Annotated in this window: 28 protein-coding genes and 2 tRNA genes; 20 read left to right on the top strand and 10 right to left on the bottom strand. The window is 73.2% G+C overall.

Going from position 1 to position 24,100, the window contains the following annotated elements:
• Positions 1–10 precede the first annotated feature (10 nt).
• Complete coding sequence (locus tag AB5970_RS10260) at positions 11–1,066, bottom strand: LLM class flavin-dependent oxidoreductase (protein ID WP_370503835.1); 1,056 nt, start codon at positions 1,064–1,066, stop codon at positions 11–13.
• A 213-nt stretch (positions 1,067–1,279) separates the two neighbouring features.
• On the opposite strand from AB5970_RS10260, the gene AB5970_RS10255 reads away from it, so the two are divergent.
• The 9 genes from AB5970_RS10255 (at position 1,280) to AB5970_RS10215 (ending at position 10,361) form a co-directional block, all read left to right on the top strand.
• A complete protein-coding gene (locus AB5970_RS10255; protein ID WP_370503834.1) occupies positions 1,280–2,455 on the top strand; it encodes an ROK family transcriptional regulator in 1,176 nt (391 codons plus the stop codon).
• Positions 2,456–2,540: 85 nt separating this feature from the next.
• Positions 2,541–3,869, top strand: a complete 1,329-nt coding sequence (locus AB5970_RS10250; RefSeq protein WP_370503833.1) for an extracellular solute-binding protein — start codon at positions 2,541–2,543, stop codon at positions 3,867–3,869.
• Between the two features lie 188 nt (positions 3,870–4,057).
• On the top strand, positions 4,058–4,999 hold the full coding sequence (locus AB5970_RS10245; RefSeq protein WP_370503832.1) for a carbohydrate ABC transporter permease: 942 nt from the start codon (positions 4,058–4,060) through the stop codon (positions 4,997–4,999).
• Between the two features lie 47 nt (positions 5,000–5,046).
• Complete coding sequence (locus AB5970_RS10240; RefSeq protein WP_370503911.1) at positions 5,047–5,919, top strand: carbohydrate ABC transporter permease; 873 nt, start codon at positions 5,047–5,049, stop codon at positions 5,917–5,919.
• A gap of 1 nt (position 5,920) precedes the next feature.
• On the top strand, positions 5,921–6,919 hold the full coding sequence (locus tag AB5970_RS10235; protein ID WP_370503831.1) for an ROK family protein: 999 nt from the start codon (positions 5,921–5,923) through the stop codon (positions 6,917–6,919).
• Positions 6,919–7,701 (top strand): glucosamine-6-phosphate deaminase, encoded by a 783-nt coding sequence (gene nagB / locus AB5970_RS10230; RefSeq protein ID WP_370503830.1) that lies wholly within the window; start codon positions 6,919–6,921, stop codon positions 7,699–7,701. The genes AB5970_RS10235 and nagB overlap by 1 nt, the downstream gene beginning before the upstream one ends.
• Before the next feature lie 71 nt (positions 7,702–7,772).
• Positions 7,773–8,147: a DUF3039 domain-containing protein gene (locus AB5970_RS10225; protein ID WP_370503829.1), complete on the top strand. Its 375-nt coding sequence runs from the start codon at positions 7,773–7,775 to the stop codon at positions 8,145–8,147.
• Positions 8,144–9,955, top strand: a complete 1,812-nt coding sequence (locus AB5970_RS10220; protein ID WP_370503828.1) for a DEAD/DEAH box helicase — start codon at positions 8,144–8,146, stop codon at positions 9,953–9,955. The genes AB5970_RS10225 and AB5970_RS10220 overlap by 4 nt, the downstream gene beginning before the upstream one ends.
• 250 nt (positions 9,956–10,205) lie before the next feature.
• The gene (locus AB5970_RS10215) at positions 10,206–10,361 is read left to right on the top strand and encodes a hypothetical protein (protein WP_370503827.1); all 156 of its coding nucleotides are present in this window, start codon (positions 10,206–10,208) and stop codon (positions 10,359–10,361) included.
• A gap of 95 nt (positions 10,362–10,456) precedes the next feature.
• Here the strand turns inward: AB5970_RS10215 and AB5970_RS10210 are convergent, their stop codons facing one another.
• Positions 10,457–11,800, bottom strand: a complete 1,344-nt coding sequence (locus AB5970_RS10210) for a nicotinate phosphoribosyltransferase (RefSeq protein WP_370503826.1) — start codon at positions 11,798–11,800, stop codon at positions 10,457–10,459.
• A 71-nt stretch (positions 11,801–11,871) separates the two neighbouring features.
• On the opposite strand from AB5970_RS10210, the gene clpS reads away from it, so the two are divergent.
• The 7 genes from clpS (at position 11,872) to AB5970_RS10175 (ending at position 17,836) form a co-directional block, all read left to right on the top strand.
• Complete coding sequence (gene clpS / locus AB5970_RS10205) at positions 11,872–12,165, top strand: ATP-dependent Clp protease adapter ClpS (protein ID WP_370503825.1); 294 nt, start codon at positions 11,872–11,874, stop codon at positions 12,163–12,165.
• The gene (locus AB5970_RS10200; RefSeq protein WP_370503824.1) at positions 12,165–12,818 is read left to right on the top strand and encodes a DUF2017 domain-containing protein; all 654 of its coding nucleotides are present in this window, start codon (positions 12,165–12,167) and stop codon (positions 12,816–12,818) included. The genes clpS and AB5970_RS10200 overlap by 1 nt, the downstream gene beginning before the upstream one ends.
• Before the next feature lie 25 nt (positions 12,819–12,843).
• The gene (gene murI, locus AB5970_RS10195; protein ID WP_370503823.1) at positions 12,844–13,659 is read left to right on the top strand and encodes a glutamate racemase; all 816 of its coding nucleotides are present in this window, start codon (positions 12,844–12,846) and stop codon (positions 13,657–13,659) included.
• Complete coding sequence (locus AB5970_RS10190) at positions 13,656–14,444, top strand: MBL fold metallo-hydrolase (protein ID WP_370503822.1); 789 nt, start codon at positions 13,656–13,658, stop codon at positions 14,442–14,444. Before murI ends, AB5970_RS10190 begins: the two co-directional genes overlap by 4 nt.
• Before the next feature lie 279 nt (positions 14,445–14,723).
• Positions 14,724–15,527 (top strand): ribonuclease PH, encoded by an 804-nt coding sequence (gene rph / locus AB5970_RS10185; RefSeq protein ID WP_370503821.1) that lies wholly within the window; start codon positions 14,724–14,726, stop codon positions 15,525–15,527.
• Positions 15,524–16,150 carry an RdgB/HAM1 family non-canonical purine NTP pyrophosphatase gene (rdgB, locus tag AB5970_RS10180; protein WP_370503820.1) on the top strand — a complete coding sequence of 209 codons (627 nt, stop codon included), beginning with the start codon at positions 15,524–15,526 and terminating at the stop codon, positions 16,148–16,150. Before rph ends, rdgB begins: the two co-directional genes overlap by 4 nt.
• A gap of 6 nt (positions 16,151–16,156) precedes the next feature.
• Complete coding sequence (locus AB5970_RS10175; RefSeq protein ID WP_370503819.1) at positions 16,157–17,836, top strand: ABC-F family ATP-binding cassette domain-containing protein; 1,680 nt, start codon at positions 16,157–16,159, stop codon at positions 17,834–17,836.
• A 7-nt stretch (positions 17,837–17,843) separates the two neighbouring features.
• Here the strand turns inward: AB5970_RS10175 and AB5970_RS10170 are convergent, their stop codons facing one another.
• Positions 17,844–18,398 (bottom strand): NUDIX hydrolase family protein, encoded by a 555-nt coding sequence (locus tag AB5970_RS10170; RefSeq protein ID WP_370503818.1) that lies wholly within the window; start codon positions 18,396–18,398, stop codon positions 17,844–17,846.
• A 164-nt stretch (positions 18,399–18,562) separates the two neighbouring features.
• On the opposite strand from AB5970_RS10170, the gene trxA reads away from it, so the two are divergent.
• Positions 18,563–18,931, top strand: coding sequence for a thioredoxin (trxA, locus tag AB5970_RS10165; protein WP_370503817.1), 369 nt, complete (start codon positions 18,563–18,565; stop codon positions 18,929–18,931).
• Positions 18,932–18,981: 50 nt separating this feature from the next.
• On the opposite strand, the gene AB5970_RS10160 is transcribed toward trxA, so the two are convergent.
• Both AB5970_RS10160 and bcp read right to left on the bottom strand, forming a co-directional pair.
• Positions 18,982–19,064 (bottom strand) — tRNA-Leu (locus AB5970_RS10160).
• 23 nt (positions 19,065–19,087) lie between these two features.
• Positions 19,088–19,555 (bottom strand): thioredoxin-dependent thiol peroxidase, encoded by a 468-nt coding sequence (bcp, locus tag AB5970_RS10155; RefSeq protein WP_370503816.1) that lies wholly within the window; start codon positions 19,553–19,555, stop codon positions 19,088–19,090.
• 113 nt (positions 19,556–19,668) lie between these two features.
• Here bcp and AB5970_RS10150 point away from each other — a divergent pair, with 113 nt between their 5' ends.
• From AB5970_RS10150 to AB5970_RS10140, 3 genes are all read left to right on the top strand, one after another.
• Complete coding sequence (locus tag AB5970_RS10150; RefSeq protein WP_370503910.1) at positions 19,669–19,965, top strand: GroES family chaperonin; 297 nt, start codon at positions 19,669–19,671, stop codon at positions 19,963–19,965.
• A 120-nt stretch (positions 19,966–20,085) separates the two neighbouring features.
• Positions 20,086–20,283 (top strand): hypothetical protein, encoded by a 198-nt coding sequence (locus tag AB5970_RS10145; protein ID WP_370503815.1) that lies wholly within the window; start codon positions 20,086–20,088, stop codon positions 20,281–20,283.
• Positions 20,284–20,349: 66 nt separating this feature from the next.
• Positions 20,350–20,425 (top strand) — tRNA-Lys (locus AB5970_RS10140).
• Positions 20,426–20,472: 47 nt separating this feature from the next.
• On the opposite strand, the gene AB5970_RS10135 is transcribed toward AB5970_RS10140, so the two are convergent.
• The 5 genes from AB5970_RS10135 to AB5970_RS10115 all read right to left on the bottom strand — a co-directional run bounded on the left by AB5970_RS10135 (position 20,473) and on the right by AB5970_RS10115 (position 24,066).
• A complete protein-coding gene (locus AB5970_RS10135; RefSeq protein WP_370503814.1) occupies positions 20,473–20,874 on the bottom strand; it encodes a nuclear transport factor 2 family protein in 402 nt (133 codons plus the stop codon).
• A 32-nt stretch (positions 20,875–20,906) separates the two neighbouring features.
• Positions 20,907–21,389: a DUF5655 domain-containing protein gene (locus tag AB5970_RS10130; RefSeq protein WP_370503813.1), complete on the bottom strand. Its 483-nt coding sequence runs from the start codon at positions 21,387–21,389 to the stop codon at positions 20,907–20,909.
• Positions 21,390–21,534: 145 nt separating this feature from the next.
• On the bottom strand, positions 21,535–22,539 hold the full coding sequence (locus AB5970_RS10125) for a glycine betaine ABC transporter substrate-binding protein (RefSeq protein ID WP_370503812.1): 1,005 nt from the start codon (positions 22,537–22,539) through the stop codon (positions 21,535–21,537).
• A gap of 74 nt (positions 22,540–22,613) precedes the next feature.
• Positions 22,614–23,390 (bottom strand): ABC transporter permease, encoded by a 777-nt coding sequence (locus AB5970_RS10120; RefSeq protein WP_370503811.1) that lies wholly within the window; start codon positions 23,388–23,390, stop codon positions 22,614–22,616.
• Between the two features lies 1 nt (position 23,391).
• The gene (locus AB5970_RS10115; protein ID WP_370503810.1) at positions 23,392–24,066 is read right to left on the bottom strand and encodes an ABC transporter permease; all 675 of its coding nucleotides are present in this window, start codon (positions 24,064–24,066) and stop codon (positions 23,392–23,394) included.
• Positions 24,067–24,100 lie beyond the last annotated feature (34 nt).

Genomic DNA, 24,100 nt, shown 5'->3' with positions numbered 1-24,100 from the left:
CCGCCGACCGTCAACCGCCCAGCGCCGCGCGGACCAGGGGCGCGACCTGCGTGCCCAGCAGCTCGATCGAGCGCAGCGACTCCTTCTGCGGCACGCCCGACAGGTCCATCTGGAACGACTGCCGGTCGTGGTGGAGCACCTCGTGCAGCGCGACGATCCGCTCGGCGAGCTGCTCGGGCTCGCCGACGAAGTACGCACCGCCCCGGGCGGCCTGCGACTCGTACGAGATCCGGTTCGGCATCGGGAACCCGCGCTCCGACGAGATCCGGCGCATCGACTCGTGCCAGTACGGGTAGAAGAAGTCCCGCGCGGCCTTGCCGTCCTCGGCGACGTACCCCATGCCCGCGACGGACACGAACCGCGACGCCTCGTCGTGGCCCGACTCGGCGTGCGCGCGCCGGTACAGGTCCACGAGCGGCGCGAACGACGCCGGCTGGCCGCCGATGATCGCGTAGCTGATGGGCAGCCCGAGCACCCCGGCGCGCACCGAGGACTGCGGGTTCCCGCCGGTGGCGACCGCGATCCGCAGGTGGGGGCCGCGGCCCGGGTGGTCGTACGGGCGGGGGAGGACGAGCGCGTCGTCGAGGGCCGGCCGGAACCGCCCCTGCCAGGTGGTCCGCTCCGCCGCGTCGAGCCGCAGGAGCAGCTGGATCTTCTCGTCGTAGAGCTCGTCGTAGTCGTCGAGCGAGGCGCCGAACAGGGGGTACGACTCGATGAACGAGCCCCGGCCCGCGAGCAGCTCGACGCGCCCCTCGGACAGGAGGTCCATCGTCGCGAACTGCTGGAACACCCGGACGGGGTCCTCGGTCGACAGGACCGTCACGGCACTGCCGACCGTGAGCCGCGAGGTCTGCGCGAGGGCCGCGGCGATCACCGTCGACGGCGACGAGATCGCGTAGTCCGGGCGGTGGTGCTCGCCGATCCCGACGTAGTCGAGCCCCACCTCCTCGGCCAGGCGGACCCGCTCGAGCACGTCGCGGAGGCGCTGGCCGGGGGAGACCTGCACCCCGCTGACGGGGTCGGGGTGGACGTCTCCGAACGTGTACAGGCCGAGTTCCATGACCATGCGAACGCATCGATCGCGCCGGCTGTTCCCCGCATTCGCGCAGGTCGGAGCGTCCCTGCACGTCACGGCCGTGGGCGCGTTCCCACGGCGCACCACTGAATCGTTCGAACGCCGTCGTCCCATGAGTCACGGGTGTGAACGTCCGGTCACGATGTGGTCACGGTCACAGATGCGAGTTGACTTTCGATTTGTAAGGAAGGTCTACTAACAAACGTGACAGCGACCACGCAGCCCCTCGCGGCAGCCCGCGGAGTCGGTCGGGCCCTGCGCCCGACCGGCAAGGTGCTGCCCGAGCACGCCCGGGCGCACAACCGGTCGCTCGTCCTGGCGCACCTGTTCCACGTCGGACCGGCGTCCCGCGCCGACATCGCCCGCAGCACGGGCCTGACCCGCGTCACGGTGTCCGGGCTGGTGGCGGACCTCATCGCCGAGGACCTGGTCGAGGAGCTGGGTGTCCGCGTCGAGGGCAAGGTGGGCAAGCCGGCCACGCTCGTCGGGATGCGCACGGCGGACTTCCAGATCGTCGCCGTCGACCTCACCGACGACTCCCGCCTGCTGGGCGCCGTGATGACGCTCGTCGGCGGGGTGGTCGTGCGCCGCTCGGTCGCGCTCGAGGGGCGCACGGGCGACGCGGCGGCGGAGCTGCTCGAGACCCTGTGCCGCGAGCTGCTCGCCGCGGCGACCCGCCCGGTCATCGGCGTCGGCATCGCGTCGCCCGGTGTCATCGACCTGGCCGGCACGGTCGTGCAGGCCCCGAACCGGGCGTGGTACGACCTGCCGCTCGCCGCGAACCTCACCCGCGCGCTGGGCGTCCCGGTGCACGTCGCCAACGACGCCAACACCCGCGCGCTGGGGGAGTTCACCTACGGCGGCGCCGCCGGGTCGGGCTGCATGGTGGTCACCGTCGGCCAGGGCGTCGGCGCCGGCATCGTCGTCGACGGCGCGCTCGTGCTCGGCCGGCACCACGCCGCGGGCGAGATCGGCCACGTGACGGTCGTCGACGGCGACGTGCGCGACGAGCCCCCGCTGGACTGCGCGTGCGGCCGCTCCGGCTGCCTCGAGACCGTGCTGAGCGTCCCGGCCCTGCGCCGCCGGACCGCCGGTCTGTCCCCCGAAGAGTCCGACGCCGCCCTGGCGTCGGTCGGACGGTTGCTGGGCATCGCCCTGGCACCCGTCGTCAGTGCGCTCGACCTCGCCGAGGTCCTGCTCTCCGGCCCCCCGGAGCTGCTGGACGGACCTCTGCGCGACTCGGCGCTCGCCACCGTCCGCGCGCGGACCATGCCCGTCATCGGGCACGGTCTGGCACTGCGGATGGGATCCCTCGACGAGGACGGGGCTCTCGCTGGTGCGGCAGTCCTGGTCCTGTCAGGCCAGCTGGGGGTCTCGTGACGACCCCCAGCCGGCCCACTGCAGGTCGGAAGAACCCCCGGCGACGCCACCCGGCGCTCGCCTCGCTCACGGGAGGAACCCCAACGTGAAGATCCTACGTTTCGCGGCCGTCGGCGTGGCGGCCGCGCTCACGCTCACGGCCTGTGGCTCCGGCGACGGCGCCGGCGACACGGCCAGCACGCCCGCCGGCACGCCCGAGCCCGCCACGATCAAGCTGTGGCTCAACGGCACCGACACCCCGGACGCCCTGCGTGAGTACCTCACGACGACGTTCGAGAAGGAGAACCCGGGCTCGAAGCTCGTCATCGAGCAGCAGGACTGGAACGGGCTCGTCCCGCGCCTGCAGACGGCCCTGGCCTCCGAGGACCAGACCCCCGACGTGGTCGAGATCGGCAACACGCAGTCGCCGACCTTCACCTACGCCGGTGCGTTCGCCGACATCACGGACATGTACGACGAGCTGGGTGGCGACAAGCTGCTCCCCGGCTTCGTGGCCGCGGGCAGCGCGGACGGCAAGTTCTACGCCGCGCCGTACTACTCCGGTGCCCGTGCCGTGTTCTACAACAAGGACGCGTTCGCCGCGGCCGGCGTCGAGGTGCCCACCACGCTCGCCGAGTTCACCGAGGTGGCGAAGAAGCTCCAGACCGACACGCAGTCCGGCTTCTGGCTCCCTGGCCAGGACTGGTACAACGGCGCCGCCTGGATCTACACCAACGGTGGTGACCTCGCGGTGCAGGACGGCAGCACCTGGAAGGGTGCCCTGTCCTCGCCCGAGTCCGTGAAGGGCCTGGAGGAGGTCCAGGACCTGTTCCAGAACGCGACGCACGCCCCGGCCGACAGCGACTCGAACGAGCCGTGGGTCCCGTTCAACGCGGGCCAGGCCGCCATGTTCTCCGCGCCGACGTGGGCGCGGTGGAGCATCGACCTGCCGCAGTGCAACCAGGGTGTCGCCGCTGACGACAAGTCGGACGCCGCCAAGGCCAAGCTCGCCGACCAGCAGAAGTGCAACGAGGAGCACACCGGCATCTTCCCGCTGCCGGGCCTCAAGGCCGGTTCGTACGCGAACGGCTTCGCCGGTGGCTCGAACATCGCCGTCGCGGCGAAGTCCAAGCACCCGGAGCTGGCCAAGAGCCTGCTGAAGATCATGTTCACGGAGGACTTCCAGAACATGCTCGGCCAGAACGGCCTCATCCCGGGCAACACCGACTACGCCGCCTCCATGGGCGACGACGTCTACGCCAAGGCCGCCGTGGCCGCCGCGCTCAACGCCAAGCTCACGCCGGCCGCCGAGAAGTGGGCCGACGTCGAGGGCGACCGCATCCTGGAGGACTTCTTCCAGAAGCTCGCCACCGGTGCGGACGTCAAGGAGTCTGCCGCTGCGACGGACAAGCTCATCGAGGACGCACTGAACTGATCACGGCTCCGGCCGGCCGCGGCTCCCCTGACGCGGCCGGCCGGGACCAGACTGGCCGGACGACCTCCGGCCGGCACCCGCTCGACGGTCACGGTCTCCCGGTCCTCGATCGGACGACCACCTGATCCGGGCGCGACCGGGCCTGCCGTCGCAGGCCGGCCCGGTCGTGCCACCAGACAGGAGTTCCCATGGCAGCCTCTGCCCCCGCGCTGCAGCAGGACGACGTCGCCGTCGTCTTCCCGCGCCGCCGCCGCCGCAAGATCGGCGTGTACGGCCTGCTCGTCCCGGCCGCGGTCCTCATGGCCGTCGCCCTCGGCTACCCGCTCGTGCGCCAGTTCGTCATCTCCTTCCAGGAGTACGGCCTGCGCCAGCAGTTCGGCCAGCCCGCCGAGTGGGTGGGCCTCCAGAACTACACCGAGCTGCTGACGGACCCCTACGTGTGGGCCGTCATCGGACGCTCGATCGCCTTCTGCCTGGTCAACGCCGCGGTCACCATGGTGATCGGCATCGCGTTCGCGGTCCTCATGTCGCGGATCAGCACCGCGCCCCGCATAACCCTGCAGGTCTCCCTGCTGCTGGCCTGGGGCACCCCGGTGCTCGCCTCGATGACGGTCTGGCAGTGGCTGTTCGACTCGCAGTACGGCGTCATCAACTGGGTCCTGAGCAACGTCGTCGGCATCGACAGCATGGCCGGCCACTCGTGGATCATCCAGCCGCTGTCGTTCTACTTCGTCGCCACCGTGATCGTCGTGTGGATGTCGGTGCCGTTCGTCGCCTTCTCCGTCTACGCGGGCCTGCTCCAGGTCCCCGAGGAGACGATGGAGGCCGCGCAGCTCGACGGCGCCTCGTCGCGCCAGCGGTTCTGGAACATCACGATCCCCATGATCCGGCCGGTGCTCTCCATCGTGCTGCTGCTGCAGGTCATCTGGGACCTCAAGGTGTTCACGCAGATCTACGTGCTCCAGCGGGCCGGCGCGCCGACGCGCGAGACCAACCTGCTGGGCACCCTCATCTACTCCTACGCCAAGGAGTTCTCGCTGGCCGGCGCGCTCGCCACGATCATGCTGGTGCTGACGCTCGCCCTCACCGGGTTCTACATCCGGCAGATGCTGAAGGAGGACGAGCTGTGAGCGCCGTCGACGTCCCGGCACCCGCGCCGCAGGCCGTGCCCCAGGAGATCCCGACCCGCAAGGCCACCACGTCGTCGGAGGCCGGCCGCGCGCAGTCCCGCGGCGGCCGCCGCGCGCTCGGCGTCGTCGCCGTCGTCCTGGCGGTCGTGTGGGTGTTCCCCATCTACTGGATGATCAACAGCGCGTTCCTGCCGCTGAACAAGCTGCAGACGCCCGACCCCACGTTCTTCCCGCTGGGCGGCACGCTGTCGAACTTCCGCCGCGTGCTCGACGACCCGACGTTCTGGGCTGCGATGCGCGTCTCGCTCGCGGTCGTCGTCATCGTGCTGATCGCGGCGCTGGTCTTCGCGTTCCTCGCCGCGCTGGCCGTGAGCCGGTTCCGGTTCCGCGGCCGCAAGGGCTTCATCCTCACCATCCTCGTGGTGCAGATGATCCCGGCCGAGGGGCTGTTCATCTCGCAGTACCAGATGCTCGACGGGTGGAACCTGGTCAACAAGGTGGCGGGCCTGGCGCTCGTCTACACCGCGGCGATCCTGCCCTTCACCATCTGGATGCTGCGCGGGTTCGTCGCTGGCGTGCCCATCGAGCTCGAGGAGGCCGGGATGGTCGACGGCCTGTCGCGCACCGGCGCCTTCTTCCGCATCACGTTCCCGCTGCTGGCCCCCGGCCTGGTCGCCGCCGGCGTGTACGGGTTCCTGCAGGCCTGGAACGAGTACACCCTCGCGCTCGTCGTCATGACCGACCCCGCGCAGCGCACGCTGCCGCTGTGGCTGCAGGGGCTCGTCGAGTCCAACCGCGCCACCGACTGGGGCGTCGTCATGGCCGGGTCCGCGCTGATCGCGATCCCCGTCATCGTGTTCTTCCTGTTCGTGCAGAACAAGATGACGTCCGGGCTCGTCGCGGGTGCGGTGAAGGGCTGACGTGAGCACGCAGGGGAACCCGACGCCGCACAGGCGGGCGTCGGACACGGGCGCACGCGCGTGGTCGGTCGGGCTGGACGTGGGCGGCACCAAGGTGCTGGGCGTGCTGCTCGACGCCGACGGCGTGGTGCGGCACCAGCTGAGGTCGGCCACGGTCGGCGGCACCGCCGGCGTGGTCGACACGGCGGTCGCGGTGGTCGAGGAGCTGGCCGCGGGCGCCGGCCTCGAGGTGGTCGAGCTAGCCGGGGTGGGCATCGGCCTGCCGGGCGTGGTCGACCCGACCGACGGCACCGTCGAGCACGCGGTCAACCTCGGAATCGAGGAGCGCACCCCGCTCGCGGCGCTGGTGGGGGACCGGCTGGGCCTGCCCGTCCGGGTGGAGAACGACCTCACGGTCGCGGTGGTCGGCGCGGCGCACACCGTCGACCGGCAGCACACGACGGCGGACGCCCGCGGGGTGCACGACCTGGCGTTCCTCGCGCTCGGCACCGGGCTGGCCGCCGGCCTGCTCCTCGAGGGGCGCCTGCGCCGCGGCTCGACGGGCGGCGCGGGCGAGATCGGCCACCTCACGCTGGTGCCCGGCGGGCTGCCGTGCAAGTGCGGTCAGCTGGGCTGCCTGGAGCAGTACGCCTCGGGCTCGGCCCTGGACGCCGCGTGGCCGAGCCGGTACGGCCGGCCGGCGCCGGAGGAGCTCTTCGTCGCGGCGGAGGCCGGTGACCCGGCCGCTGTCGAGATCCGGTCGCAGTTCGCCTGGGCGGTCGCGTCCGCGGTGCGGATCCTGGTGCTGACCTGCGACGTCGAGCTCGTCGTCATCGGCGGCGGGGTCAGCGCGCTGGGTCAGCCGCTGCTGCGGGCCGTGGTGGCCGAGCTGGAGCGCGAGGCGCAGGCGTCGCCGTTCCTCGCGTCGATGGGCCTGGCGCGGCGCGTGAGCCTCGCGCCGGCCGACGTTCCGGTCGGGGCCGTCGGCGCCGCCCTGCTGGGCAGAGGGGAGTACGTCTGATGGAGGTCGTCATCGCGCCCGGTCCCGAGCTGGGCCGGCTCGCCGCCGCGGCGATCGAGCAGCTGGTGCGCGCGCAGCCGGACGCGGTGCTGGGCCTGGCCACGGGGTCGAGCCCGCTGGCCGTCTACGACGAGCTGGTCCGCCGGCACGTCGAGCACGGGCTGTCGTTCGCGCGCACCCGCGCCTTCATGCTCGACGAGTACGTCGGGCTCGCCGAGGACCACCCCGAGCGGTACCGCAACGTCATCGAGAAGGAGATCGCCTCGCGCGTCGATTTCGCGCCCGGCGCCGTGCAGGGCCCCGACGGCCTCGCCGACGACCTCGTCGCCGCCTGCGCGGCCTATGAGGACGCGATCACCGCGGCCGGCGGCGTCGACCTGCAGATCCTCGGCATCGGCACGGACGGCCACATCGCCTTCAACGAGCCCGGCTCGTCCCTGGCCTCCCGCACGCGGATCAAGACCCTCACGCGACAGACGCGCGAGGACAACGCCCGGTTCTTCGGCGGGGACATCGACAAGGTCCCGCAGCACTGCCTCACGCAGGGTCTGGCGACGATCATGTCGGCCCGCCACCTGGTGCTCCTGGCGACCGGCAAGGGCAAGGCCGAGGCCGTGCACCAGCTGGTCGAGGGACCGGTCAGCGCGATGTGGCCGGCGACGATCCTGCAGCACCACCCGCACGTGACGGTGCTCGTCGACGACGCGGCCGCGAGCCGCCTGCAGCTCGCCGACTACTACCGCGAGACGTTCGCGGCAAAGCCCGCCTGGCAAGGACTCTGAGCGGGCGCGGTGACCTTCCGCACCCCGGACTCACCCGGGGCGCGTCGGACCCCCGACGTACACTCGTGGCCATGAGCGAGCCCCTGCCCGAGCGCACCGGACCCGACGACCCGTTCTCCTCCGACCCGGGTACGTCGACCAGCGTGCTCGAGCGTGAGGAGACCCGCGAGCAGGTCGAGCCGGGCGACCACGAGCGCTTCGCGCACTACGTGCGCAAGGAGAAGATCCTCGACTCCGCCCTGAGCGGCAAGCCCGTCATCGCCCTCTGCGGCAAGGTCTGGGTGCCGGGCCGGGACCCGAACAAGTTCCCGGTCTGCCCGGTCTGCAAGGAGATCTACGAGGGTCTCCGGGAGCCCCAGGACGGCGACAAGAACGAGGGCGGCAAGGGCTCCGGCGGCGGCCGGAAGTGGGGCTTCGGCCGCAACCCCGGCAGCGGCGGCGCGTGACGGCCGCCCCGCGCCCGTCCTCCCTCCCCTCGACCCACGCGTCCTCGTCGGCGGCGTCCCAGCTGCCGCCGGCGTTCCCTGCGCGTGCGCCGTGGGGGACCGCGGGCAAGCTGCGCGCCTGGCAGGCCGAGGCGATCGAGCAGTACCGGACGGCCAACCCGCGCGACTTCCTCGCGGTGGCCACCCCCGGCGCCGGCAAGACGACGTTCGCCCTGCGGATCGCGACCGAGCTGCTCGAGGCGAGGCTGGTGCGCCGCGTGACCGTCGTCGCGCCCACCGAGCACCTCAAGCGGCAGTGGGCCGACGCGGCGGCGCGGGTGGGCATCACGCTCGACCCCAACTTCAGCAACGCGCAGGGCCGCCACGGCCACGGGTTCGACGGGGTCGCGGTCACGTACGCGCAGGTGGCCAGCAAGCCCGCGCTGCACGCGGCCCGGACGGCGGCCGCGCCCACCCTGGTGATCCTCGACGAGGTGCACCACGGCGGCGACGCCCTCTCGTGGGGCGACGCGGTGCGCGAGGCCTTCGAGGGCGCCACCCGCCGGCTCGCGCTCACGGGCACGCCGTTCCGGTCCGACACCGCGGCCATCCCGTTCGTGCGGTACGACCGCAAGAGCGACGGGATCCGGCGCAGCGTCGCGGACTACACGTACGGGTACGGCGACGCGCTGCGCGACCACGTCGTGCGCCCGGTGATCTTCCTGTCGTACAGCGGGTCGATGCGGTGGCGCACGAAGGCGGGCGACGAGATCAGCGCGCGCCTGGGGGAGCCGCTCACGAAGGACATCACCGCGCAGGCGTGGCGCACCGCGCTCGACCCCAACGGCGAGTGGATCCCCAGCGTCCTCGCGGCGGCCGACCGCAGGCTCTCCGAGGTCCGGCGCGCCATCCCGGACGCGGGCGCGATGGTCATCGCGACCGACCAGACCGACGCCCGGGCCTACGCCGGCCACCTCGCGCGGATCACCGGGAAGTCGCCGACGATCGTCCTGTCCGACGACGACGGCGCGAGCGACCGGATCGACGAGTTCTCGGCGGGCGACTCGCGCTGGCTGGTCGCGGTGCGCATGGTCTCCGAGGGGGTCGACGTGCCGCGGCTCGCCGTCGGGGTCTACGCCACCAGCACCGCGACGCCGCTCTTCTTCGCGCAGGCCGTCGGTCGCTTCGTGCGCGCGCGCCGGCGCGGGGAGACCGCCTCGGTGTTCCTGCCGAGCGTCCCGCAGCTGCTGGCGCTGGCCCACACGCTCGAGCTCGAGCGTGACCACGCGCTGGACCGCCCCAAGACGCTCGAGGAGCAGGGCGTCGACATCGGGCTCGACGACGACGCGCTGGCCGAGGCCAACCGCGAGCGCAACGGACCCGACGAGATCGGGCCGGACGGCAAGCAGGGCGCGTTCGAGGCGCTCGAGGCGCAGGCGTCGTTCGACCGGGTGCTCTTCGACGGCGGCGAGTTCGGCACGGGCGCGGAGATGGGCTCCGAGGAGGAGCTCGACTTCCTCGGCCTGCCCGGGCTGCTGGACGCCGACCAGGTGTCGGCGCTGCTGCGGCAGCGGCAGGCGGACCAGATCAGCGGCCGCAAGAAGGTGGTCGAGCCGCTGGCGGAGATGGACCACCGCAAGCAGGCGGAGCTGCGCAAGGAGCTGTCGCAGCTGGTGGGGGCGTGGGCGCGCAAGAGCGGGCAGCCGCACGGGTCGGTGCACAACGAGCTGCGGCGGCGGTGCGGGGGACCCGAGGTCGCCCTCGCCGACCCGGACCAGCTCACGGCCCGGGTGGCCATGGTGCGCGGGTGGTTCGTCGGCAAGCGCTAGGGGCGTCGCGCGGATACGCCTGCGGCGACCCGCCCCGCAAGGCGCGTCTCATCATACGGACACCCTCAAAGACGGGTAAAGCTGCAGGTCACCGGCTTGGACAGGTGACCACATAGCATTTCGGTTCCCCCGCGCAACTTTTCGCTCGACGTGCCGGAGGCGGTTTCCCCTGTCAGGTTTGTCCCCGTGACACACGGCGCCGGGTACCCCCGGATGCCGGATCGGTGACCACAGATCGAAAGGGTCAACCATGCCTACCTGGCTCATCCTCATCCTTGTCGGTGTCGTCCTCGTCGTCCTCGGCGTCGCGACGACCATCGGGCACTGGCTCATCTGGATCGGCGTGATCGTGCTCGTCGTCAGCCTGATCCTCGGGCTGGTCGGTCGGCGCGGCTCGCGGGTCTAGCCCGGCCGGGTGCGGCGCGGGCGTGCTGATCGTCTCTCCGCCCGCCGCACGCCCCGGCCACGTCAGCGCAGTACCGACGCTGCGGCTCGGGCCCCTCAGTCCCCGAGCCGCAGCGTCACGGTCGGCACCGCTGCCTCGTCGGCAGACAGCCGCCGCGCCCCGCGCGGCAGCTCGTCCCGCGAGGCGCGGTGCCGTTCTGCTGCGTGCCGGACGCCGTCCGCGCCCACCCAGCGCGGGTCCACCACACCCCCCGCGACCAGCGGGACGTGCAGCGGGCGCAGGGTCGCGTCCGTCGCTGACCACCCGCGCACCGCGTCGTCGGCGCCGGTGACCAGCACCTCCTCGGCCGCGCGACCGTCGGCGCCCAGCCGCCGCGCCGCCGCCTTGCGGCCGCCCACGCTCGTCTTGCCCCGCGCCGCCTTGGCCACCGGGGCGAGCACCCCGTCGCCGCCCTCGCGGGCGACCAGCTTGTAGACCATCCCGCAGGTCGGGGCCCCGGACCCCGTCACCACCGACGTGCCCACCCCGTAGCTGTCCACGGGCGCCACCGCGAGGGCCGCGATCGCGTACTCGTCCAGGTCGGACGTCACCGTGATCTTGGTGCCCCGAGCGCCGGCCGCGTCCAGCTGGGCGCGGACCTCGTGCGCGAGGACGCCCAGGTCGCCGGAGTCGAGCCGCACCGCCCCGAGCCCCGTGCCGGCCGCGGCCAGCGCGAGCTCGACGCCGCGGCGCACGTCGTAGGTGTCCACCAGCAGCGTCGTCCCGGTGCCGAGCGCCGCCACCTGCGACGCGAACGCGTCCGCCTCGTCGTCGTGCAGCAGGGTGAAGGCGTGCGCGGCCGTCCCGATCGTCGGCAGCCCGTACCGCCGGCCGGCCTCGAGGTTCGACGTGCCGACGAAACCGGCGACCACCGCCGCGCGCGCCGCGGCGACCGCGGCATCCTCGTGCGCGCGGCGCGACCCCATCTCCAGCACGGGGCGGTCCACGGCCGCGCTGGTCATGCGCGAGGCGGCGGACGCGACCGCGGAGTCGAAGTTGAGGATCGAGAGCACCAGGGTCTCCAGCAGCACGGCCTCGGCGAAGCTGCCCTCGACGACCATCACCGGCGACGACGGGAAGAACACCTCGCCCTCGGCGTACCCGACGATCGAGCCGGTGAACCGGTACCCCTCGAGGTACGCCAGGGTCGCGTCGTCGACCACCTCCGCCTGCGCCAGCCAGTCGAGCTCGGCGGCGCCGAACCGGAACCGGTCGAGCGACTCCAGCACCCGGCCCGTGCCGGCCAGCACGCCGTACCGCCGGCCGGGCGGCAGCCGCCGCGTGAACACCTCGAAGACGCACCGGCGGTCGGCCGTGCCGTCGGCCAGCGCGGCCTGCAGCATCGTCAGCTCGTAGCGGTCGGTCAGGAGCGCGGCGCTGGGCGCCTGCGGAGCCGTCATGGCCCCAACGTAGGGGGACGGGTGCGACCGCGCGTGTCCACCGGGTCCTGCCCGCACCTACAGTGGACGCCGTGCCAGTGCAGACCCTTCCCGACGCCAGCGTCGAGGAGGCTCAGGAAGCCGCGGTCGCCGATCCGTGGGTGACGATCGTGTGGAACGACCCGGTCAACCTCATGAGTTACGTGACGTACGTGTTCGAGTCGTACTTCGGGCACCCGCGACAGAAGGCGGAGCGGCTCATGCGGCAGGTGCACGAGCAGGGGAGGGCGGTGGTCTCGACCGGGTCGCTCGAGGCGATGGAGGTCGATGTGCAGGCGATGCACGAGTTCGGGCTCTGGGCGACGCTCCAGCGCAGCGGTCAGTGATGCGGGGGTTCCGGCGCCGGCGCGGCATGTACGCCGCGCGGCTCGACGCCGACGAGCGCGAGGTCGTCGCCGCCCTGGTGGCGGACGTCGCCGAGCTGCTGGGCGCCGGGCGGCTCGAGGCGCCCGGCCCGGCGAGCGCCGACCCGTCCGACGGCACGCCCCGCATGAGCCTCGAGCCCCTCGCGCCGCCGTCGGACCCGGCCGTGCGCCGCCTGCTGCCCGACGCCTCCCGGGACGACCCGCAGGTCGCCGCCGAGTTCCGCCGGCTCACCGAGGACGACCTGCGCGCCGGCAAGATCGCGCGGCTGACGCGGCTCTGGAGCGCGTTGACGACGCCGACCGAGGGCTGGCGGTCCGACGCGTTCGTGGTCGCCCCGGAGGACGCGAAGGACGTCGCCGCCGCCCTCACCGACCTGCGCCTGGTGCTCGCGGAGCGCCTCGGCATCCACACGGACGAGCAGGCGGAGCAGCTGTACGACGCGCTCCTGGTCTCCTCTCAGGCGGAGCTCGACGACGCGGAGGCCGAGCTGCTCGACCCGGCCGCGCGCCGCTACCTCGTCGCCGTCTACGGCGCCCTCAGCTGGCTGCAGGAGTCGCTGGTCGACGTGCTGCTGCACGACCTGCGCGCGCACGGTCGCCCGGCGGAACCGTGACCGCGGAGCAGCTAGGCTCGACCGCGTGAACGACGCCCCCCTCGGCATCTTCGACTCCGGCGTCGGCGGGCTCACCGTGGCGCGGTCGATCCTCGACCAGCTGCCGCACGAGTCCACGGTCTACATCGGCGACACGCTCAACACCCCGTACGGCAGCAAGCCGTTGGCGGCGGTGCGGGCGCACGCGCTCGAGGTCATGGACGACCTGGTGGACGCCGGCGTGAAGCTGCTGGTCATCGCGTGCAACACCGCCTCGTCGGCCATGCTCCGCGACGCCCGCGAGCGCTACACCCTGCGCCGCGGCATCCCGGTGGTCGAGGTGATCCTGCCCGCCGCGCGCCGCGCCGTGGCCGCCACGCGGTCGGGCCGCATCGGCGTCATCGCGACCAAGTCCACGGTCGAGTCCCGGTCCTACGACGACGCGTTCGCGGTGGCGCCCGGCATCGAGCTGACCACGCGGGCGTGCCCGGAGTTCGTCCGGCTGGTCGAGGCGGGCATCACGTCCGGGCCCGAGGTCCTCGCGTACGCCCACGAGTACCTGGACCCGGTGCGCGAGGCCGGCGTCGACACCCTCGTGCTCGGCTGCACGCACTACCCGCTGCTCACCGGCGCCATCTCGTACGTCATGGGCGAGGAGGTCACCCTGGTGTCCAGCGCCGAGGAGACCGCCAAGGACGTCTACCGCACCCTCGTGGCCCACGACCTCGAGCGCGACCCGGCCGCCGGGCCGCCCGACCACCGCTTCCTCGCCACCGGCGACCCGGCGCAGTTCCGCACCCTCGCGCGGCGCTTCCTCGGCCCGGAGGTCGAGACCGTCGAGTCCAGCGCGGCCCTGCGGTGAGGCTCACGGTCCTCGGCTGCGCCGGCTCGTTCCCGGGCCCGGACTCCGCGGCGTCCGGGTACCTGGTGCAGGCCGAGGACGCGGACGGTCGCACATGGACCGTCCTGCTCGACCTGGGCAACGGCGCGCTGAGCGCGCTGCAGCGCTACGGCGACCCCACCGCGCTGGACGCGATCGGGCTGTCGCACCTGCACGCGGACCACGTGGCCGACATGGTCGTGCTCAACGTCCTGCGCCGGTACCACCCGGACGGGCCGTGCGCCCCCGTCGCGGTGCACGGCCCGGCCGGGACGGCCGAGCGCCTCGCCCAGCTGTCCGGCAAGGACCCGGCCACCAGCACCGACGCCCAGTTCGACGTCGTCGAGTGGCGGGTGGGGTCGCCGGTCACGGTCGGTCCGCTGACCCTCGAGCCGGTGCCCGTCGAGCACCCGATCCCCGCGTTCGGCATCCGCGTGTCCGGGCCGGCCGAGGCGGACCCCGCGCGCACGGTGACGCTCGCCTACACGGGCGACACCGACGCCTGCGCCGGCCTCGACGCCCTCGCCGCGGGGGCCGACCTGCTGCTGTCGGAGGCGGCGTACCTCGAGGGGCGCGACGACGCCCTGCGCGGCGTGCACCTGACCGGCCGACGGGCGGGCGAGGCCGCGGCGCGCGGCGGCGTCGGGCGGCTCGTGCTCACGCACATCCCCGCGTGGAACGACCCGGCGGTCACGCTGGCCGAGGCCGCGCAGGTGTACGCGGGCCCGATCGACCTGGCCCGCCCGGGCCAGGTGCACGCCCTGTAGCGAGCTCCGGCACCGTCCGCACTCCGTGGGGCTGGGACCCGATCGGGTGCGGACGTCGCGTGGATGTCCGCCTCCGTGGGGCTGGGACCCGATCGAGTGCGGACGTCACACGGATGTCCGCACTCCGTGGGGCTGGGACCCGATCGGGTGCGGACGTCACGCGGACGTCCGCACTCCGTGGGGCTGGGACCCGATCGGGTGCGGACGTCGCGCGAGGGGCTCCGCGCTCCGGACGGACCGCGTCGAGGGGTGTCGGGGCGCGCCGTTAGGCTCGTCCGCATGACTTCTGCTCCCTCCACGTCCTCCGTCGCGCGCGTCCGGGCCGACGGCCGCGCCCCCGACGAGCTGCGTCCCGTGACCCTCACCCGGGGGTTCCTCGCGGCCGGCGAGGGCAGCGTGCTCGTCGAGTTCGGCGGCACCAAGGTGCTCTGCGTGGCGTCGTTCACGCCGGGCGTGCCGCGCTGGAAGAAGGGGTCCGGCGAGGGCTGGGTCACCGCCGAGTACTCGATGCTGCCGCGCGCCACGTCCAGCCGGTCCGACCGTGAGTCGGTCAAGGGGCGCATCGGCGGGCGCACGCACGAGATCTCCCGGCTGATCGGGCGGTCGCTGCGCGCGATCATCGACGTCTCGGCGCTGGGCGAGAACACGATCGTGCTCGACTGCGACGTCCTGCAGGCGGACGGCGGCACGCGGACGGCGTCGATCACCGGGGCGTACGTGGCGCTGGCCGACGCGGTCGCGTGGGCGGTCGAGAACAAGCACATCCCCAAGAACAAGGTGGTGCTGCGCGACTCGGTGGCGGCCGTCTCGGTCGGGATCGTCGACGGGCTGCCCGTGCTCGACCTGCCGTACGTCGAGGACGTCCGCGCCGAGACCGACATGAACGTCGTGGTCACCGGTTCGGGCACGTTCGTCGAGGTCCAGGGCACCGCGGAGCACGCCCCGTTCGACCGTGCCGAGCTGGACTCGCTGCTCGACCTCGCGGTGTCCGGCACCACGCGACTGACGGCGCTGCAGGCCGCGGCGCTGGCCTCGGCGCCCGGCGACGGGTCCGGCACGCGTCTGGTCCCGGTCGACCTGTGAGCGTGCCCCTGGGCGCCCGGCTGGTGCTCGCCACGCACAACGCGCACAAGGTCGGCGAGCTCCGCGCGATCCTCGCGCCCGTGCTGCCCGGGCTCGACCCCGAGTCGGTGGTGGGCGCGCGGGACGTCGGCGCGCCCGAACCGGTCGAGGACGGCGTGACGTTCACGGAGAACGCGCTGCTCAAGGCGCGCGCGCTGGCCGCCTTCACGGGTCTGCCGGCGGTCGCGGACGACTCCGGGCTCGCGGTCGACGTGCTCGGCGGGGCGCCGGGCATCTTCTCCGCGCGCTGGGCCGGGCGGCACGGGGACGACGCGGCCAACCTCACCCTCCTGCTCGCGCAGCTGGCCGACATCGCCGAGCCGCACCGGCGCGCGCGCTTCGTGTGCGCGGCCGCGCTGGTGACGCCGGACGGCTTCGAGCACGTCGAGACGGGGACGCTCGAGGGCGTGCTCGCCACCGAGCCCCGGGGCGCGGGCGGCTTCGGGTACGACCCGATCCTGGTGCCGGTCGGCGAGACCCGGTCCTGCGCCGAGCTCAGCCCCGAGGAGAAGAACGCGATCAGCCACCGCGGCACCGCGTTCCGCGCCCTGGTCCCCACGCTCGTCCGGGTGCTCGGCGGATGACCTGCGGTGAGTGACGACCGACCGGCCGTGGGCGACGTCCAGCTGGTGGCGGACGCGGTCACCTACGGCTACCCCGGGCACGCCGTGCTCGACCGGGTCGACCTCACGGTCAGCGCGGGGGACCGGGTCGGCGTCGTCGGCGAGAACGGCGCGGGCAAGACGACTCTGCTGCGGTTGCTTGCCGGCGAGCTGGCGCCGCAGAGCGGGTCGGTGCGCCGCGCGGGCACGCTCGCGACCGTCGAGCAGGAGCTCGACGCGCCCGCGTCGGCGACCGTCGGCACGTTCGTCGGCGAGGCCCTGGCCGGGGTCAGGGCCGCGGCCGGCGAGCTCGAGACGGCGATCGCGGGGTTCGACCACGAGTCGGGCGACCTCGCGCGCCTCACGGCCGCGGTGGCCCGGTACGAGCACCTGGCGGCCTGGGACGCCGACCGTCGCGTGGACGAGGCGCTGACCCGGTTCGGTGCCCCGCGCGACCCGGACCGGCGGCTGGACCGGCTGAGCGTGGGCGAGCGGTACCGGGTGCGGCTCGCGTGCCGGATCGGGGAGCGGGCGGACCTGCTGCTGCTCGACGAGCCCACCAACCACCTCGACGCCGCCGGCATCGACTACCTCACCGCGCAGCTGCGGCAGTGGCCGGGGGCGGTGGTCATCGTCACGCACGACCGGCGCCTGCTCGACGACGTGATGACCGCGATCCTCGACCTCGACCCGGCCATGGACGGCCGCCCCGCGCTGTACGGCGCGACGCGGTACTCGGACTACCGGTTCCTCAAGAGCCAGATGATCCGGCGCTGGCGCGCGCGGTACCGGGCCGAGCGCAAGCGGGCGGTGGCGCTGGCGGAGCGGCTCGACTCGACGTACGAGAACCTCTCCGACGAGTGGCGGCCGCCCAAGGGCTCCCAGGCGCACCGTCGTGCCACCCGGGCGCGCGGGCACGTCAAGGCCGCCGACCGGCTCATCCAGAAGCTCGAGGCCGAGGCGGTCGAGGTGCCGGCCCCGCCGCTGGTGCTCACGTTCCCCGACCTGCCGTCGCTGCCCGCGCAGCCCCAGCCCGGCCCGCTGCTCGACCTGCGCGCGCCGTTGGTCGCGGGCCGGCTCGACCTCGCGGGCGTGCGGATCGACGTGCCGGCGTGCGGGCGGCTGCTGGTCACGGGACCCAACGGCTCCGGGAAGTCGACGCTGCTCGCCGCGCTGGCGGGCTCGGTCGCGCTCGACCGCGGCGTCCGCACCATCGCGCCCGGCGTGCGGCTGGGAGTGCTCGCGCAGGAGGGACCCACCGAGCACGCGGCCGCGGTGGTCGCCCATCCGCGAGCCGCGGGCGTCGCCGAGCAGCTCTCGGGGTTCGACGCCTACGCCCGGCACGCGCTGACGCTGCTCGAGGCCGAGCTGCTCGACCCGGGGCAGCTGGTGCCCGTCGCGGCTCTCGGGCTGCTCACGGAGGACGACCTGGACCGCCCGCTGCGCGAGTTGTCGGTGGGTCAGCGGCGCCGGTTCGACCTCGCGTGCGCACTGCTCGCGGCGCCGCACGTGCTGATCCTGGACGAGCCCACCAACCACCTGTCCGTGGGGCTCGTCGACGAGCTCACGGCGGCGCTGCGCGCCACGTCCGCGGCCGTCGTCGTGGCCACCCACGACCGCCGCATGCGCGCCGACCTGGCGGACTGGCCGCAGCTCACGCTCGGCTGAGCACCGGTCAGGGCAGGCGGCCGACGTGCCCCATCGCCTGCCGGAGCAGCAGGCCCTGACCGCCGTTCATCTCGAACTGGATCTGCTCGGCGCACGCCTCCTCGGGCGTCATCCACGCCAGGTCGATCGCGTCCTGCTGCGGCCGGCAGTCGCCCAGCACCGGCACGACGTAGGCGAGCGACACCGCGTGCTGGCGGGCGTCGTGGTACGGCGTGACGCCGGGCGTCGGGAAGTACTCGGCGACGGTGAACGGCTGCGGCGAGGCGGGGATCTGGGGGAGCGCCACGGGCCCGAGGTCCTTCTCGATGTGCCGCACGAGGGCGTCGCGCACCCGCTCGTGGTACATCACGCGGCCCGACACGAGCGCGCGCGACATCACGCCCTCCTGGGTCACGCGCAGGAGCAGGCCCACCTGCACGACGTCGCCCGAGTCGTCCACGCGCACCGGGATGGCGTCGACGTAGAGGATGGGCAGCTGGGTGCGGGCGCGGGAGATCTCGTCGGCGCTCAGCCAGCCGGCAGGGCGTTCGGGGCCGCGGGGGTACTCGGCGGAAGCGGTCACTGACCATGTCTACCCCGCGGTCGCGGCAGACGACGAGACGGCGCGCACAGCCGCCCGGATCACCCCGCCCCGAGGTGTGCGTCACGGCGTCCTCGGGAATAGTCGTCGGTGGTTGCGTGCTCTACCTCGCAGCAACGCGCAGCAACCGAGACTGGAGGAACGTCATGGCGACGACAGAGCTGACCGGCAGCACGATCGGCCAGACCATCAAGGACAACGAGATCGTCCTTGTCGACTTCTGGGCGGAGTGGTGCGGGCCGTGCAAGCGCTTCGGTCCCGTCTTCGAGGACTCCTCGGAGAACCACCCGGACGTCGTGCACGCGAAGGTCGACACGGAGGCTGAGCAGGAGCTCGCCGCCGAGCTGCAGATCTTCTCGATCCCGACCCTCATGGCCTTCCGCGACGGGATCCTGGTGTTCAACCAGGCCGGCGCGCTGCCCGCTCCCGCGCTGGAGCAGGTGGTCGAGGCCGTGAAGGCGCTCGACATGGACGAGGTGCGCGAGAAGATCGCCGCGGCCGCCACCACGGCCTGATCAGTACGCACGAAGGGCCGGTCCCCCCGAGGGGACCGGCCCTTGTCGCGTGCGGGAGACGGGATTTGAACCCGCACGCCCTCTCGGGCACCAGGACCTAAACCTGGCGTGGCTGCCGTTTCACCACTCCCGCGCAGCGGAAGTTTCCCACACCGGTCAGGCGACCTTGAGGTCCCGGCGCAGCTTGGCGACGTGGCCCGTGGCCTTGACGTTGTACTGCGCGAGCTCGACGCGGCCCTCGGCGTCGACGACGACCGTCGAGCGGATCACGCCGACCACCGTCTTGCCGTAGTTGAGCTTCTCGCCCCACGCGCCCCACTCCTCGAGCACCGCGTGCTCGGGGTCGGAGCCGAGCGGGAACGTCAGGTGCTCCTGCGCGACGAACTCGGCGAGCTTGTCGACGGGGTCGGGCGAGACGCCGACGACGGCGAACCCCGCGCCCTGCAGGGACGCGAGGTTGTCGCGGAAGTCGCACGCCTGCGTGGTGCAGCCCGGGGTCATCGCCGCCGGGTAGAAGTACACGATGACGCGACGACCGCGCAGGTCGGACAGGGTGACGGTCCCCCCGTCGGCGGTGGGCAGCGTGAAGTCGGGGGCGAGGTCGCCGACGGCGAGGCGGGGCACGGGTTCTCCTGGCGGACGGGGTGGTCGGGCTGCGGCCAGCCTACGTCGGCGCGCGAGGTAGCGTCGGGCTCGTGAGCACGCCCACGTCCGACCGCAGCGAGCTGCCCATCCGCATGCTCAACGACCGGCTCCTCGTCTCGCTCGACGGCGAGGCGGGGGAGCGCCGCTCGTCCGCCGGCATCGTCATCCCCGCGACCGCCGTCGTCGGCAAGCGCCTCGCCTGGGGCGCCGTCGTGGCGGCCGGGCAGCACGTCCGCCAGGTCGAGGTGGGCGACCGGGTGCTGTTCGACCCCGAGGAGCGCGCCGAGGTCGAGCTGGGCGGGGCCACCTACGTGCTCCTGCGCGAGAAGGACGTGCACGCCGTGGCCGAGCCCCGCGCCGCCGGCGAGGGAACCGGGCTCTATCTCTGAGCGTTCCTCTCCTGCACCCGACCGCCGGTTCCGAGCACTTGCACCGGCACGGCCCGGGTGGTGCCATGAACGGACGGGGCATCCCGGCCGTACGACCGGAGAGCCCCGAGGAGGTCGACCATGACTGAGAAGACACCGCCGTCTGCCGACGACGAGCAGACCACCCAGCCCGTGCTCGACCTGCTCGCCGAGCACGTCCCGCTCGCCCTCATCGTCGACCTGGTGACCCCCGAAGCCACGTCCGCCCAGATCCTCGAGTCCGAGGGGCTCCCGGAGTCGACCTGGTGGGACGAGGAGCCGAGGGCGCAGGACTCGTGACGGTGGTCACGACCGGCGGTCTCGATTGGCAGATCGGGCGCCCGGCCTGCTAGCGTTCTCAACCGCGCGCCATTAGCTCAATTGGCAGAGCAGCTGACTCTTAATCAGCGGGTTCGGGGTTCGAGTCCCTGATGGCGCACCATCGAAGGGCCTCTCACCAGCAGCAACGCTGGGGGAGGCCCTTCGTCGTCAGCGGGGTCCGTAGAGCTCCTGGACCGCGGTGTCGATGTCCTCGCCCGTCTCGTCGACGGGTTCCATGTACAGCCTGCCGGCGACGACCGCGTCGTCGCGGATGACGAAGATCGTCACGCCGCGCAGGTCGAAGGGCGCGCCGTCGGCGTGCCGGCCGTGCCACCGCCACTCGCCCCACTCGGTGTCACCGGCGGACGCGGATGCCAGCAGCTCGGACTCGAAGTCGGGGACGCCCTCGAACACCGACGTCCAGTTGGCGAGCACCTGCGCCCGCCCGACGAAGGACCGGCCCGGATGGACGGGTTGGGCGCTGTCGTAGTCGGGCGCCATCAGGGCCGCTACCCGGGCCGGGTCGTGGGAGTTCGCCGCGTCGCGCAGACGCTCGTTCATGCTCGCCATCTCCCCGACCGTAGTCCGCCGCCGGCGCCACGTCAGGAGAGGTGGTCCTGCCGACCGACGGCGTACGCCTCACGCAGCCAGGCGACCAGCTCGTCGTCGACGTCGCTCGGCGCGGCCAGGCGCACGGCGTGGAGCACGTTGCGCGGCGAGAAGACCTCGATCCGCCGGAACCGAGGGCTGTCCACGCGGCGGGCGAGCACGAGGTGGCCGTCGAGCCAGTGCCGGCGGGGCGTGAACGCCGCGAACGACATCCGCACGTGCAGGGCCACGCGGGACTTCTCCGGGAGCACGTCGACCGGCCCGAACGACCGGACGACGGCCAGCACGCGGTCGAACGTCGCGCGGACCGCGGGATCGGTGCCGGCGAAGTGGCGGTCGAGGTCGCCCAGCGGCGCACAGGTGTGCACCTGGTTCCGCTGGGCGAAGGTGCGCCGGCACCGTGGGCACGTCCACATCGCCGCCGACGGGCGCGGCGAGCGGTCCGGGCTCGCGTCCGGCGGCGGGGACCACGCCATCGCGCCATCGTCCCGCCGGGGCGTCGTGGGGCCAAGCAGAGGGGTTCGCGAGACCCGCAAGGGGTCGCCTCGACGCCCAGCCAGCCGACGCACGAAGGCGGGCCCGACCGGTTCTCCCCGGTCGGACCCGCCTTCGTCCCCGCGGTCAGCTGTCGGCCGCGAGCGACCCGTCGCTCGACAGGACGAGACCGATGGCGGCCTCACCCTTGCGCACGGCCTGACCGATCAGGCCGAAGTCGTACGACTTGAAGTCGGCGAACTCGAGCCCGTACGTGTCCTCGAGGCCCAGCTGGCAGAACGGGCGCTCGGGGCACTCGGCCGGGCCGGCCAGCACGAGGCCGCCGCACGTGGCGGCCAGGTCGCTGAGCGTCTTGACGTCGTGCTTCGCGGCGAACTCGCTGGTCACGGCGAACGCGTTCTGGTCCTGCGCCGCGGACGGCTTGCCCACGACCAGGCCGGCGGCGTCCGCGAGCGGAGTCAGGGCGGCGACGGTCGCGTCGACGTCTGCCGAGGCCACCGACTTCGCGTCGGCCCCGTTCTGCTGCGCGTTGAGGAAGTCCGCGAGCGTCGCCGCGTACTCCGGGACCGCGGTGAGCGTGCCGTCCGCGAGGGGCGGCAGGTACGTCTCGCGGTTGCCGATGGTCCGCACCTCGACGGTGTAGCCGGCGGTCCGCAGCACGGCGGCGTAGATCTCGGCGAGCGTGGCGCTCTCGGAGAAGTTGGCCGCGCCGATGACCAGGGAGGTGCCGGACCCGGACGTGTCGGTCGCGGCGAGCTTCTCGTCCTCGACGAACGTGGTGGCCACCTCGCTCGACGTCTTCCGGTCGATGTCGACGGCCTTGTTCAGCGCGATGAGCTTGTCGGTGTCGAGCGCGGCCGAGACCGTGTCCAGGAGCTCGACGATGGACGGGTGCGCCGCGGCGGCTGCCTTGTTCACCGCCGGGATGATGTTGTCGGCGTTCTGCAGGCCCTTGTCGTCCTCGAGGACGACGAGCTTGTCGCCGGCGATGGGGTCGCAGGCGGCGAGCCCGGACGAGCTGGAGGAGGTCGGTTCGGCCTCGCCCCCGCCCGATCCGGGGGCCCCGCAGGCGCCGAGCGCCAGGGTGGCGATGGCGATGAGGGTCAGGGTGGTGGAGCGACTCGCTCGCATGGTGCTCTCCTCGGGGAGTCAGCAGGGGCGGGGCTGGGGTGCCGGATGACGATCGGGGGACGCCGTCGACAGAGTCACGAAGATGGGCCGGACCTATTCGATCTGCTCGCCGCGGGCACGGCAACCCCTGGCGACGTGATGTGTGACCGGCGGGTTCGCCGGGTGGGGCCGTCCGACGAGTCCCGGGCGAGCGCGCGCAGGCCGCGGGGAGTCAGCACGTACTGCGCGATCGCCAGCAGCCCCTCGGCCACCAGGCAGAGCCCGGCGACCAGGATGCCGCCCGCGAGCACCTGGCCGTAGTCCTGGGTGCCGAACCCCGTGACCACGATCGTGCCGAGGCTGCGGCCCCCGACGAGCGCCGCGAGCGGCACCGTGGCGAGCACCTGGACGGACGCCGTGCGCACCCCCGCGGCGATGAGCGGGACGGCGAGCGGCAGCTCGACGGCCCAGAGGCTGCGCCGGCCCGACATGCCGACCCCGCGCGCCGCGTCGCGCACGTCGGCGTCGACCTCCCCGAGGCCCGTCACCGTGTTGGTGAGCAGCGGCGGGACGGCGAAGACCGCGCAGGCGAGCACCGTCGCGGTGTTGCCGAACAGCCCGGTGGCGGCGAGGAGGGTGAGCAGCGCGAGCGTGGGCAGCGCCCGCGTGGTGTTGGCGACGACGACCCCCACGGTCCCGCCCCGGCCGCGGTGCCCGAGCCACAGACCGACAGGCAGAGCGACGACGGCGGCGAGCAGCACGGCGAGCACGGACACCACGATGTGGTCCCGCGTGAGGGCGAGGACCCCGTTCTTCCCGACCCAGTTGAGCGGGTCGTTGAGCCAGGCGAACGCGCTGGTCAGGACGTCCACGTCACACCGGCCTCTCGACGCGCGCCCACGGGGTCAGCCGGCGGCCGACGCCGGCGATCACCAGGTCGCAGACCAGGGCCAGCAGCAGGCACAGCACCGTCGCGGTCATGATCTCGGCGTGGTAGTTGCTGCGGAAGCCGCGGAACATCAGCTGGCCCAGGCCGCCGTACCCCACCACGACGCCGACGGTGACCAGCGCGACGGTGGTCACGGTGGCCAGCCGCAGCCCCGCGACGATGCTGGGCAGGGCCTGCGGGAGCTCGACCGAGAACAGCAGGCGCGTGCGGCCGTAGCCCATGCCGCGCGCGGCGTCCCGCACCGCCGGGTCGACGCCCTGGAGACCCACCAGCACGTTGCGGGTGAGCACCAGCAGCGCGTAGGAGACCAGCCCGATGAGCACGGTCGTGCGCCCGATGCCGGTGTACGGCGCGAGGATGGCGAACAGGGCCAGCGACGGCACGGTGTACAGGACGCCGGCGACGCCGAGCACCGGTCCGGCCAGCCGCGGCCGCAGGTGGGCGAGCGCCCCGAGCGGGAGCGCGAGGACGAACGCGATGACGACGGCCTGGAACGTCAGCGATGCGTGCTGCTCGAGGGCGTGCGTGATGTCCGAGGCGTTGCGCTGGACGTACTCCCAGGAGAACCACGGGTTGGGCGGAGCCTGGGCCAGACGCATCCCGAAAACGTACCCGGGCCCACCGACATCCGCA

Origin of the sequence: Cellulomonas sp. ICMP 17802 (assembly GCF_041295535.1) — a bacterium.
GTDB lineage: Bacteria > Actinomycetota > Actinomycetes > Actinomycetales > Cellulomonadaceae > Cellulomonas.
Note: the sequence above shows the minus strand (reverse complement) of the source record. Positions and strands in the feature narration are given on the sequence as shown.

What these genes read in the sequence shown, in the direction of transcription:
- AB5970_RS10260 (WP_370503835.1), bottom strand. Translation starts at nt 1,066, where the DNA reads ATGGTCATGGAACTCGGCCTGTACACGTTCGGAGACGTCCACCCCGAC.
- AB5970_RS10245 (WP_370503832.1), top strand. Translation starts at nt 4,058, where the DNA reads ATGGCAGCCTCTGCCCCCGCGCTGCAGCAGGACGACGTCGCCGTCGTC.
- nagB (WP_370503830.1), top strand. Translation starts at nt 6,919, where the DNA reads ATGGAGGTCGTCATCGCGCCCGGTCCCGAGCTGGGCCGGCTCGCCGCC.
- AB5970_RS10225 (WP_370503829.1), top strand. Translation starts at nt 7,773, where the DNA reads ATGAGCGAGCCCCTGCCCGAGCGCACCGGACCCGACGACCCGTTCTCC.
- AB5970_RS10215 (WP_370503827.1), top strand. Translation starts at nt 10,206, where the DNA reads ATGCCTACCTGGCTCATCCTCATCCTTGTCGGTGTCGTCCTCGTCGTC.
- AB5970_RS10210 (WP_370503826.1), bottom strand. Translation starts at nt 11,800, where the DNA reads ATGACGGCTCCGCAGGCGCCCAGCGCCGCGCTCCTGACCGACCGCTAC.
- AB5970_RS10200 (WP_370503824.1), top strand. Translation starts at nt 12,165, where the DNA reads ATGCGGGGGTTCCGGCGCCGGCGCGGCATGTACGCCGCGCGGCTCGAC.
- rph (WP_370503821.1), top strand. Translation starts at nt 14,724, where the DNA reads ATGACTTCTGCTCCCTCCACGTCCTCCGTCGCGCGCGTCCGGGCCGAC.
- trxA (WP_370503817.1), top strand. Translation starts at nt 18,563, where the DNA reads ATGGCGACGACAGAGCTGACCGGCAGCACGATCGGCCAGACCATCAAG.
- AB5970_RS10150 (WP_370503910.1), top strand. Translation starts at nt 19,669, where the DNA reads ATGCTCAACGACCGGCTCCTCGTCTCGCTCGACGGCGAGGCGGGGGAG.
- AB5970_RS10145 (WP_370503815.1), top strand. Translation starts at nt 20,086, where the DNA reads ATGACTGAGAAGACACCGCCGTCTGCCGACGACGAGCAGACCACCCAG.
- AB5970_RS10135 (WP_370503814.1), bottom strand. Translation starts at nt 20,874, where the DNA reads ATGGCGAGCATGAACGAGCGTCTGCGCGACGCGGCGAACTCCCACGAC.
- AB5970_RS10130 (WP_370503813.1), bottom strand. Translation starts at nt 21,389, where the DNA reads ATGGCGTGGTCCCCGCCGCCGGACGCGAGCCCGGACCGCTCGCCGCGC.
- AB5970_RS10125 (WP_370503812.1), bottom strand. Translation starts at nt 22,539, where the DNA reads ATGCGAGCGAGTCGCTCCACCACCCTGACCCTCATCGCCATCGCCACC.
- AB5970_RS10115 (WP_370503810.1), bottom strand. Translation starts at nt 24,066, where the DNA reads ATGCGTCTGGCCCAGGCTCCGCCCAACCCGTGGTTCTCCTGGGAGTAC.